The organism is Sphingomonas jaspsi DSM 18422, assembly GCF_000585415.1.
Classification (GTDB): domain Bacteria; phylum Pseudomonadota; class Alphaproteobacteria; order Sphingomonadales; family Sphingomonadaceae; genus Sphingomicrobium; species Sphingomicrobium jaspsi.
Genome location: NZ_KK073876.1, coordinates 490,166 through 502,778, shown reverse-complemented (window position 1 = coordinate 502,778; position 12,613 = coordinate 490,166). Strand labels below are relative to the sequence as shown.

2 protein-coding genes are annotated in these 12,613 nt (G+C 63.8%); both read right to left on the bottom strand.

Features of this window, described 5'->3' with window-relative positions:
* Window positions 1-58 precede the first annotated feature (58 nt).
* Entirely contained in the window at window positions 59-2,368 is a 2,310-nt protein-coding gene (locus tag G570_RS02545; protein ID WP_037498832.1) for a tetratricopeptide repeat-containing sulfotransferase family protein, read from the bottom strand.
* A gap of 141 nt (window positions 2,369-2,509) precedes the next feature.
* Complete coding sequence (locus tag G570_RS02540; protein WP_156930292.1) at window positions 2,510-12,310, bottom strand: autotransporter outer membrane beta-barrel domain-containing protein; 9,801 nt, start codon at window positions 12,308-12,310, stop codon at window positions 2,510-2,512.
* Window positions 12,311-12,613 lie beyond the last annotated feature (303 nt).

Genomic DNA, 12,613 nt, shown 5'->3' with positions numbered 1-12,613 from the left:
CCTGATTCGCAAATATGGTGCGCCGCCGACCGGCGGCACACCATAGCGCTGACATCGATCACTCTTTGGCCTTGGCGGCGGCCTTCGCTGGACCATTGGGCTTTGCCGGCGCCTTTGCTGTCGCGGTCTTGGCTGATGGTTTCTTGGCAGGTTTGGCCGGTGCTGTGTCCTTAAGCCGCTCGGCTTCTTCCGGGACGGTGGCGACGATGGCATCGACCAGCGGCTGCAGGCCGGGGCCATATTTCTTCCACCGCTCGACGGCCGAGGTATAGATTGGCCTTCGCACCTGGGCGACGCTGGCGGTTTTCACCGGCCGCTTGGACTTGTGAAACTCGAGGCAGGCGTCGTTCCATTCAAGGCCTAGGAAGTCGATCAGCGCCCTAGCTTCCTTCTCGGTGTCGGCAACCACCTCTTCATAGCGCACGGTGTGCAGAACACCCGCTGGAAGCACCTGCTCCCAATGCGCCATCAGCTCGCGATACTTGCCGTAATAACGCCCAAGCTCACCAAGCTCATAGCTGTGGGGCATGTCGTCCTTGAACAGCTTGGTGAACCCGCTGAGACAGGTGTCGACCGGGTTGCGCAGCGTATGAATGAAGCGCGCCTTCGGAAAGACGAGATTGATCAGGCCGGCGAAGAAGTAGTTGGTCAGCAACTTGTCCGTAATTCTCTTCGAATCGCCGGCACCCTGCTGGAGCATCGAAACGTATGACTTGCCGAAAATTTCGAACTGGGCAGGCCCCATCTTCTTGACCATCTGCGGGTAGCGAGGAAGGGACGGAAAACGGTCGCGCAACTTTCCTAGCGACATGCTGAGATATTTGACCTCGCCGGCACCATAGATGTCCGGATGCGCCGAGATGATCTGCTCTACCAGGGTCGAGCCCGAACGCGGCATGCCGATGATGAACACCGGGCGTTCGTCCGAGAAACCGGCGATCGGGCGATCTTCGAACATCTCCTTCGGAAAGCATTCCCGGATACCATCGAAGAATGCGTTCGTTTCCGCTTCGTCATACTTCAAGGTAGCGCGCTTCATCTTGCCGCCGGTGATATAATGCTCGAGCGCCCGCTCATGCTCGCCACGGTCGTCGAGCGCCTTCCCATAGGCAAAATGCAGCGGCAGAAGTGCAGGCGCTTCGCGGTTCTTCGCCTTGGCGAAGATGGTGTCCATCTTGCCGAACAGCTCGTCTTCCTTGGCGAAGTCGACCAAATCGTTGAGATTGGCATAAGCGCCATAGATGTGATCATTCTTTGCCAGCGCCTTCAGAATCTCCTGCCGCGCTTCGTCGAGCCGACCGACTGACTTGAGCGCGACGCCGTAAAAGTTTCGCGCCTCGGGACTGTCGGGAGCATGCTCCAGTGCTTTCTCAAGCACTGAGATCGCTTCCTCGTATCGATCGGTTTCATGAAGGATTTGCCCAAGGACGGTTAGCGCTTCCGCGTTGGAAGGCTCGGTCTTCAGCGCAAGTCGTGCGGCCTGTTCCGCTGCAGGCAGGTTGGCGCGCCGGAGCTGGATTTTGGACGTCAACAGCAGTGTCGCGGCGTTTGTGGGGGCGAATTTCAGCGCGTCGCCCAGAATCCGCAGCGCATCGGTGTCCCTTTGCTGCGACGCATAGAGCGTAGCCAGATTGTTGTGCGCCTCGACATATTGCGGCGACTGCTGGATGGCTTTGCGCAAAGCGTGCTCGGCCTCGTCGAACTGGCGGTCGGCCTGCAGCAGCGTGCCAAGATTGTTATAGGCTTCGGGATAGATTTCGCGGTGCGTCAGCGCGTCCTGATAGGCGCTCATGGCGCCTTCCATTTCGCCCGTCATTCGCAACGCGTTACCCAGATTGTTGAGCGCTTCGGCCATGTTCGGCCGTTGTTGCAGGGCCTTGCGATAATGGTCGGCAGCGTCTTTGAAACGGCCTTCCTCGTAAGCGATGATGCCGAGGTTGTTATGCGCCTGGGCATTGCCCGGATCCAGCTTCAGCGCATCCTTGAACGCCTGCACCGCCTCCCGCTTCTGTCCGCGCCGGCGATGGATTTCACCCAGGTTGGCGTGCACGTTCGGTGCCTGAGGAGCAAATTTGATGGCTCGGCGTAGGCTGGCGATCGCCTCTTGAGAGTTGCCTTGGGCATTGAGCGCCACTGCCAGGATGTTGTGCGCGTCGGCATTGTTGGGCCGCGCGGACAGAACCTGTCGGCAGACTTTCTCAGCCTGTGCGAAATTGCCCACGCTGAACAATTTTGTCGCCATTTCGATGGCTTTTGAAGGACTGACTGAAACCCGGCCTTGCTGCGCCTTGGCGATGGCTTCGTCGACAGTGCCGTTGCGGCCATTGGCGCCGGTCGGGACGTTGGAAATGGTGGTTGTTTCGCTCATGGCACCCATGCTTCCAGAAAATCACAAGCAGATAAAGAAAGAAGAGGGATTTTGGCCCCTCTTCTTGTCTTTTCGCAATGTTCTGCCCCGTCGGCGGGTGGGGCGGGAGACATCCTGCCCCACCGTTTGACGGCGCCTCGCTTAGCCGCGCTCCGGTTCGGGCGGCGGCGGCGGCGGCGGCGGCGGGGGCGGCGGCGGCGGACAGCTGTCCGTTGCCAGGATCACCGATCCGTCCGCGCAGGTCTGCGTCGCAGGCGGCGGGGGCGGCGGGGGCGGCGGCGGCGGCGGCGGCGCAGCCGCAGCCACCCTGCCGAAGTGCAGGGTCAGCGATCCGTAGAGCGCATGATCCTTGACCTCGTCGTTGAAGCGACCCTGATAGCCGATCCGGCCGGTCACGTTTGAGCCGAGCGTTCCCGCCAAGCTCAGACCCGCGATGAACGACCCCTTCTTGCGACTTTCTTCCTTGCGGAAGTCGCTGCCAAGCGGCGCGTCGGCAAAGCGGGCGTCGACCCCGAGATCCTCCCCGCTGAAGTCGTAGCGGTAGGCGACCTTGGCTTCGGGGATGATTCCACCCCATTTTCCGGTCCACTTCAGCCCGATCAGACCGGAAACCTGGGTCTCCTTCTGCGTGTCGAACTGCAGACCGGCACCATTGCCACCGGTTTCGGTGAAGCCCTTGAGCTTCATCGAGGTGTAGTCGACGGCCGCATACGGCGTGAACCAGCTGTTCGGCGTCAGTCCGAGACGGACACCCGCTTCACCGTAGAAGGAAACGACATTGACGTCGGGCTTGCCTTCGGCGTGAGCGCTGAAAGTGCCGAATTCGATGTCGCGATAGCTGTCGCCATTGAGCTTCGAATAGCTGCCCAGCGCTCGGATGTAGAAGTCACCCACGTCGAATGTGCTGTCCAGGCCAACCTGCCAGCCGGTGCCTTTGATCTTGCTGCCGATGGTCGCATCCGGGAAGTCGGCCTTGACCGAACGGTAGCCTGCAAAGGCGCCGAGCGAGAAGTTGCCCCAGCGATAGTCGGCACCGAACAAAACGTTCCAGTTCTTTGTCTTGTAACCGATCGCGTAGGCATTGGTATCGACCTTCGCCCAGTTGTAATCGCCCAAGACCCAGAAGCGCCCGCGGTATTCCGGGGTCCGGCAGGCGTCGACCCCGCGAACGTCGATTGCGCAGTCCAGCTGATCCGACACGAAGCTGTTGGTGACGAACACATTGTTCCGCACCGCATGCAGGTAATTCGGATATTCGACCCCGCTCAGCTGGTCGAGCGCATTGACGTAAGTCGGTTCGTCAAGCGTGAACAGTTGCGCCAACACGTTCGAGAACGGTCCGGTCAGGGTCGGGCTGTAGACATTTTCGATGCCCGTCGCGACCGCCAGCTGGTTCGGCGTCAGACCATCGACCGCATTGAAGGCAACGCGGTTGATGTTGATGTCGACGTTCGCAAGCGAGTCATAGACGCAGTTCACGCCGAGCAGGGCGAAGCTTGCCCCGCCATTGAGCAGGCACTGGCTGAAGGTGCCGTTCCGCGTGTTGGCGTCGATGACGTTGTCGTAGAAGTAATTGTTGGCAAACAGGCCGTTCGGGTTGTTCAGGCGGATGTCGATCGTCCCCGCAAGGTTCGCCGTGTCGGCGAAGATCTGCGGATAGGTTCCGACCGCCTGGGTCCCGGTACCGGTCGGGCTCAACTCGACCGCCAGTGTGCCGCCGGCATTCATGTTGAACGTATCGACGAAGGCGTAGGACGGACCGTCATACATGTTGGCCGGATCGCTGGTGCCGTCGCGCATGTACAGCGTACCGCCCGACAGGATGTTCAGCGTGCCCTGACCACAGCTGCTCGACGCACCGTCCAGCACCGGCGGCATGCATTCCGGATTGATGATGCCGCTGAACGACGTTTCACCCCCGGCCACATTGATCACGTCGCCATCGCGAATGTCGATGTTGCCGTAGATCGAGCCGTCACCCAGCAGATTGATGATCGCCGGGTTCGGCGCGCCGGTGACGTCGATCGCCATGCCGCGGGTCCAGGTCGCGCCACCGTCGACGCTTTCCCGAACACGGATGGTTCCGCCGTCATTGGTGAAAGTCAGCGGGGTCGTGCCGGTTGCCGCACCGTAGGTCAGTGCGGTGAAACCGATCGCGCTGGCGTCGCCGCCGTTACCGGTGATCGCGTCGACGTTCAGCGTGCCGCTGTTCACAACATCCATGTTGATCGCCGATGCGCCGATCAGGATGCCTGTCGCATTCGCGCTGCTGCTCGATCCGCCGGTGGCCTGGGCGACGACGTTGATGTCGCCCGAGTTGGTCATCGTGCCGGTAAACGGCGCGCTGCCGAACGATTCGAGTTCGAAGCCACGAGCATTGGCTACGGCATTACCCGAGCTACCCGTTGCAGCGGCAACCGCGTTGATATCCATCGACCCGCTATTGGTGATGTCGATCAGCGCTGCCGGCGAGTTGTTGTTCAGATAATAACCGAGCGCCTCTGCGTTGGCGTTGGCGCCGGTGCCAGACGCGGTTGCGCTGGCATTGACGGCCACCGTGCCGCTGTTCACGAACGACACCGTACCGCTCGCGGAACCGTTGATGTTTTGCCCAAGGCCGGTGGCGTCGGCCCGTGCATCAGCACCACTGGGCGCCGAAGCGAATGCCGCTGCCGCGACATTCAGCGAGCCGCTGTTGGTCATAGACCCGACCTGCGAAGCCGAACCGTTCAAGCCTTGGAAGCCACCATAGGCCTGAGCGGAGGCGTTCGCGCCCGTACCGCCAACCGCCGACGCGTTAGCCGAGGCCGTTACGGAGCCACTGTTGGTCCAGGTGAGGTCCACCGTCGCAGCGTTGGCCGTTTGCGACAAGGCGCTGCCGCCTGCCGTGGCGAAGGCATTTGCGAAGCCTGCCGCCGCCGCCGTGGCACTGGCGACGACCGACAACGAACCACTGTTTTCCAGCACGCCCGTCGCGGCGCCGGTGGCATTGATATATTGCCCGATGCCGCCGTTAGCCGAGGCAACGGCATTGGCATTGCCGACCGTGGCCGAGGCCGAGGCACCCGCGAACAAGTCGACAGTGCCGCTGTTGGTCAGTGAGGCGAAGGCATTGCCCGCTGTCGCCGTCACATTCTGGACGATACCATTGTTGATTACCGCATTGGCGTCGGCAATCGAACCTGCTGCCGTAGCGTTGGCGGCAACCGCCAGCGAGCCGCTGTTGTCGAGCACGCCCGAAGCGAACGCCGAGCCCGACACCGATTGACCAAGCGGATTGTTGATGGTCACCGCTGCCGTCGCGGCGCTGCTCGCCAGCGCGCTGGCCGTCGCATTCACCGCAATGTCGCCGCTGTTGACGAGCGAGGCGAAGGCGCTTCCCGTCGACGCGGAAACATTCTGGGCAACGATGTCGGTTCCGACCACTTGCGCATTGGCGTTGGCCGCAAATGCGCTGGCCGACAGGCCAACGTCGATCGAGCCGCTGTTCGTCATCGTGGCGGCGGCGGTGCCGACCCCAACCGAGACGTTCTGAGCGACCAGGTCGACCGCGTTTACGGCCGCCCCAGCACCCAGCGTTCCGACCGCCGACGCGTTGGCACCGATGCTGATGTCCCCGCTGTTGTCGAACAAGCCGGATGCGATTCCGGTCCCGACCGAGGCATTCTGGATGACGCCGTTCGACAGATTGGCATTGGCGTTTGCAGCCGTTCCCGATGCCGCGGCCGAGACCGAAACATCGACCGAACCGCTGTTCGTCAACGTGGCAACTGCCGTGCCGCTGGTCACCGACACGTTCTGCGTCAAGGCGCCGGCCAGCAGCGCCCCGGCATTGGCGTTGGCCGTCGCCGTTGCATTGGCATTGGCCGCGACGCTGATTGCCCCGCTGTTCGTCAGCGATCCGCCTGCTTCGCCGGTCGTGGCCGTCACATTCTGCACCACGGCATTGACCACTTGGGCATTGGCATTGGCGTTGCCGCTGGTGGCGCTGGCCGCGGCGGTCGCCGCAACGTCAAGCGATCCGCTGTTGTCGAGCAGGCCGGTCGCCGTTCCCGACGTCACGGCCACATTTTGCACAACACCGAAGACGTTTTGCGCAATCGCCGTAGCATTTGCGCCCGTCGCCGTAGCGCTGGCCGTGAACCCGATCGTGCCGCTGTTGGTCAGCGAACCGCTGGCCAAGCCGGTTACTGCGTTGACGGTCTGGAAGAGACCGTTGGCCAGAACGGCCACCGCCAGGGCGTCCGATGCCGCGGCATGGGCGACACCACTGATGGTCCCGCTATTGTTGATCGCACCTTCAGCTGTGCCGGAGGTGACGCTGACAGTCTGGCGAACGCCTCCGGACAGCTGTGCGATCGCTTGTGCCGACACCGTGCCGGTCGCCAAGGCAACCGCGGCCAGGTCGATTGATCCGCTGTTGTCGATGGATCCGCTCGCGAGGCCGGTGCCGGCCGAGGCCGACTGGTTCACGGCGTTGACCAGCGCGGCCAGGGCGTTCGCTCCCGACCCCGCAGCCTGCGCGCTCGCGTTGAAAGCCATCGAGCCGCCGTTGTCGATCGCCGCACTGGCCGTTCCGCTGGTGACGCCAGCGGCTTGGTTCAGTCCGCCGAACAGAATGGCCTGCGCGTTGGCGGCATTCGACGCATTGGCCGTCGCTTGCGCGCTCGCGCTCAGCGAACCGCTGTTCGTGACGTTGGCGGTCGCCGTTCCGACATCCGCGCTCGCCGACTGGACGTAGGCGTTGACGTTCTGTGCGTTGGCATTGGCCGCGCTGCCCGCCGCAAACGCGTGCGCGTCGTTGGCCATGCTTCCGCTGTTCGACAGGGACGCCGTCGCTGCACCGGTGGTAACACCAGCCGACATGACGAGACCGTTCACCGCAACAGCGCCAGCATTGGCAGCTGCCGTGCCGAGCGCGACCGCAGTGGCTTCGAAACTGAACTCACCGCTGTTGGTCACATCGACAACGGCCGTGCCGCTGTTCGCACTGGCGTTCAATGTCACGCCGTTGACCGCCTGCGCGTTCGCCACAGCCGGCCCACTGGCAGTTGCCGAAGCCGAGGCGCCGATAGCCAGCGATCCGCTATTGTCGAAGGCCACGGTCGCGAGGCCGGAAGTCACGTCCGCCGCTCCGGCGATGCCGTTGACCAGCTGCGCATTGGCATTGGCCTGCGTGCCCGTCGAGCCGGCATAAGCCACCGCATCGGCGAAGATCGTTGCCGTCCCGCTGTTGGCAAAGGCGACCGACGCCGTTCCGCTGGTCGCGCCGGCGTTGAGGCTGACGGCATTGATGGCTGCCGCCGCTGCATTCGCCGCGCCGGTGTCCGCGACCGCCGTCGCGAGGGCGAGAATGTTCAGCTCGCCGCCGTTGCTGAAGCCAACTTCGGCCAGTCCGGTGCCGACACCGGCTTGCTGGTTGATGGCGTTGATGTTGTTGGCATTCGCCTGCGCAGTGCCACCGATGGCGAGCGCGCCGGCCGTCAGGTCGAGCGACCCACTGCTGTCAAGCGACGCCGAAACCGTGCCCGTCGGCGCCGAAGCGCTCTGGCGGATGGCATTGACGAGGTTGGCATTGGCCCCGACGTCGCCGCCGGTCGCATCGGCGATGGCGGCGATGCTCAGCTCGCCATCGTTGGTCAGCGACGCCGTCGCGCCGTTGCCGCCGTTGGCCGTCTGGTTGATGCCGTTGATAAGGTTCGCATTGGCGTTGGCACTTGAACCTTCCGCAATTGCCAGCGCGACCATGTCGATCGTACCGCCGTTGCTAAGGCCGACCGACGCGCTGGCAGAGCCGCCGATCGCCGTAGCGACCTGGTTCAGGACGTTGTTCACCGCCGCGTTGGCGTTAGCGGTCGAACCCATCGCCACCGCGGCGCCACCGATCAGCATGTTGCCGCCGTTGGTCAACGTCACGTCGGCACCGGCCAGGCCGACTGCCTGCTGGTTGATCGCAGCGTTGTTGTTCAGGGTGGCATTGGCGATCGTGCCTTGGGCCATCGCCTGTCCACCGATCGTCATGTCGCCGCCGCTGGTGAGCGACACCGAAGCCGCAGCCGAAGTCGACACGGCATTCTGGTCGATCGAACTATCGAGGTTGACCGTGGCATTGGCCGTCGCAGCCGAAGCCTTGGCCGTACCGGTAATGTCGAGCGATCCGCCATTGTCGAGCGAGACCGAAGCGGTTCCCGACGCGCTGGCATTCTGCGCGATCGCCGACTGGATGCTAGCGAGGGCGTTGGCCAGCGTACCGGCCTGGGCCGAGGCGTCGGCCGTCAGCGAAAGGTCGCCCGCATTGGCGAGGCTGACCGAAGCCGACGTCGCACCCGATGCATTCTGGTAGATCACCGCATTCGACGTCGGGTTGAACAGCGCACTCGCTGTCGCCGTGGTCGAAGCGAGCGCGGTCGCGCTCAGGGCGATGTCCAGCGAGCCGTCGTTCTGGATCGACGCGTTGGCCGAGCCGCTATCCGACGTCACGTCCTGCGACACCATCGTGTCGGCACTGGCGAGCGCATCGGCCCCGGCGTTGGTGCCGATGGCAACCGCCGTCGCGCCGACGTTGATCGCACCGGCCGTGCCATTGGTGAAACTGGCCGACGCGTGGCCGCTCGGATCCGTTCCGCTGTTGGCGGCGGCGCTCTGGTCGACCAGGGCCCCAACGAAGGCCGACGCAACCGCGTTGGAGCCGGAGGCATGCGCGTTGGCGTTCAAGGTCACATCGCCGGTGTTGGCGAAAATGACCGAGGCGTCGCCGCCGCTGGTCGCGTTAGCGCTTTGCACCGCTACGTCGAAGGCGTTGGCCGACGCATCGGCGAGGCCCGACGTCGCGGTGGCATTGGCCGCCGCCACAACATTGTAGGTGCCGCTGTTGTTGATCGATGCCGTCGCATCGAAGCCGCCACCCGCCGTCGCCGACTGGTAGATGCCGTAGCCATAACCCGTGGCCTGCGCGAACTGGCCCGATGCATTGGCGATACCCGAAATGTTCAGCGTGCCGCTATTGTCTACCGAGGCCGTCGCATTGCCGTCAGCCGCAGACACATTCTGTTCGATGCCGCTGTAGACCGAGGCATAGGCCTGCGCTCCGCCGTTGGTGGCGATGGCGTCGGCATTCGCTGCCATGTTGATGGTGCCGCCGTTGACGACTGCCACAGATGCATCTTGGCTCGTCCCATTGGCTATCGCCGACTGGAAGATGCCGGCCTGGCTGGTCATGCTCGCAACCGCGTCCGCCACGGTTGAGCCGTTAGCGACCGCCGAAATGGTAAGGTCCATGGAACCGTCATTGTCGACCAGCGCCGACGCGGCGGAGCCGCTGGCGAACTGGTTGACGAGACCCGAAGCGACCGCGTTGGCCGTCGCCGCAACGCCCGAGGCCGTCGCCGCGACATCCAGCGATAAGGTGCCACTGCTGCCCTGCGCGTAGCTGGCAACCGCCGCACCGCTCGCTACCGCCGACTGGCTGATGGCGTAACCGGCAGCCGCGTTCGCCGCCGCGTCAGTGGCAACGGCATTCACGCTCATCGCGATCTGGTCGTTATTGAGAATCGACGCCGTTGCATCGCCACTCGCCGAGGCGGTCTGCGCGATGCCGACCCCAAGGGCCGCATTGGCCGAGGCCGCAACTGTCGCGAATGCATCGGCGTTGACGTTGATGAAGATCGCGCCGTCGTTGGTCAGGTCGGCCAGGGCATCGCCCGAGGCGGCAACCGACTGCGAGATACCCGCGCTGATCTGCGCGGTGGCAACGGCGGTCGCAGCGACCTGGGCACCGGCGTCCGCCGCGATGGTAATCGACCCGCTATTGGCTAAGTTGGCGCTGCCGTTCCCGCCACTCGCGACGTCTTGGACGATCCCGACACCGATGCCGGCCTGGGCCGCAGCATTGGCACCGGTCGCCTCGGCGTCCGCACTAACCTCGATGTCGCCGGAATTGGTGATATCGGCGTTAGCGGTTGTGCCGCCCGACACCAGCTGGGCGATGCCGGCCTGGATGCCGGCACTGGCATTGGCGCTGCTGGCGGAGTTGGCCGACGCTTCTGCGGCAACCGTCAGCGGCCCACTGTTAACCAACGACGCACTGGCGGAGCTTCCTGCAGTCGCCGACTGATAGACGCCGACCTGCATTCCGGCCGAGGCATTTGCGAGGCCGCTGGCGGTCGCCTGCGCGCCTGCGACGACGCTCATCGTGCCGCTGTTCGAAATGTTGGCCGATGCGACGCTGGCCGCCGAAGCAACCTGAACGATGCCCGCCAGCATGTTGGCCTGCGCGTTGGCCGATGTGACGCCGACTGCGTGAGCACCAACGCCAACGCTGATTTCGCTGCTGTTGTTGATTGCCGCGTTCGCCGTGCCACTCGCGCCCGCCTGTTGGAAGACGCCATATTGCATGCCCGCTTGGGCGCTAGCGACATCACCGCTAGCCTCTGCCGACGCGCCGGCACGCATCGACCCGTCGTTGTTGATGCTAAGGTCCGCCGTCGCCCCCGCCGAAGCGGATTGATAATAGCCGGCGAGCATCAAGGCCTGAGCGTTCGCACTCGCGCCATTTGCGTCTGCAACGACGCCCGCGCTCATCAGCCCATTGTTGGTGAGGTCCAACGTAACGTCGCTGCCACTCGCCACTTGGGCGAATCCGACCGAAGCGAACGCACCGGCATTGGCGACGCCCAGCGCCGTCGCATTTGCCGACGCGCCGACATTCATCAGGCCGTCATTCTGGATGCCAAGATTGACCGTTTGCCCGAGGCCTTCCTGATATACGCCCACACCAAGCGTGGCGTTCGCCGAGGCCGAGGCAGATGCGGATGCATTCGCAATGGCGCCGCCGACCATCGTGCCGCTGTTGGTGAGGCTGACGTCGACGTTCGTCCCGGTCGCCGCCTGATGATAAGCCGTGTCGACCGTCGCATTGGCATTGGCGAATACGCCCTCGGCCGAAGCATCGGCGAGGACCGACAGCGATCCGTCGTTGCCGATGGCGGCGCTTGCCGTGCCCGAATTGGCTACAGCGGCCTGACTGACGCCAACGCCGATCGTGGCGTTTGCATCGGCCGTGAACGCGCTGACCAGTGCTGCGGCGCTGATTTCGAGATCGCCGCCATTGTTCAATTCAACGTTCGCGCCCAGGCCCGACGCCGCTTGGGCGATACCCTGGCCGACATTGGCGCTGGCCGTACCGCCGGATGCGAAGGCAGTCGCCGCAGCGGCAATGCTCAAGTCCCCATTATTGGTGACGCGCGCGCCAGCAGTGCCGTTTGCGCTCGTCACGTCCTGCAAAAGTCCGGCGCCCAGGTTGGCGTTGGCGTTGGCGTTGGTGCCCTCGGCGAATGCGTCCGCCTGGATTTCCAGCGTGCCGCCACCGGCATTGGCGATCAGCGCAACTGCATCCTTGCCCATGCTGAGCGTCTGTCCGATGCCGGTACCGACCGAGGCGTTAGCGTTTGCCGTGGAGCCGAGCGCGGCCGCGCCCGCCTGGATATTGAGGCTGCCGCCGTTGGCGACTGCCATCTCGCCCGATCCGGCGCCGGACCCGAACTGGTTGACGGCCGGGCCGGAAATGGCCGCGTTTGCGACCTCGGCACCGCCGCCGATGGCCGTCGCATAAGCGACGATGGACGCGCTGTCGGTGCCGGTCGCGGCCGCCGGATGGACGATGCCGAGCTCGACGTTGCCGGCGGGGGTGGCGCCGGTAGCAATCCCGAGCTGCAGATATTTGCCGGTGTTGTCGGAGGCGACGGTCGAGGTGACGGTGCCCGAGCCGCTGTTGGTTACGCCATGCTGCAGGTTACCGATGGTGATGATGTCGAAGACGTCCGGAGCGATCTCCAGGCTGCCTTGTCCCGGTACGGTCGCCGCTGCGGCTACTGCCGGGCATGCGAAGACGGCAAGGGATACGCCGGCAAACAAAGCTACCCGCGACGTGGTGTTATTCGTCATATCAATCACCCCTGTTTCGCCACCGGCCGATGGCGTTTGGAACACAAAAATCGCCCTCGAAAAGGATGCTCTTGCGACGCTCGAAGCCCGGCAGCTGAAGCGCGCAAACACAGAACATCCCGCCCAAACGACGGCAATTCCTACTCAGCACCCTATGCCTGACATGGCTTTATGACAATACGAAGAAGCAAAAAAATATGATCCATATCAATTAAGAAACTTATTCGCCTGCCGCGCAGGGGCTTTCGCTCGCGCATTTGTGAGGCTAGCTTCCCGGCCAACGACCTAATGGAGGACGTCGCA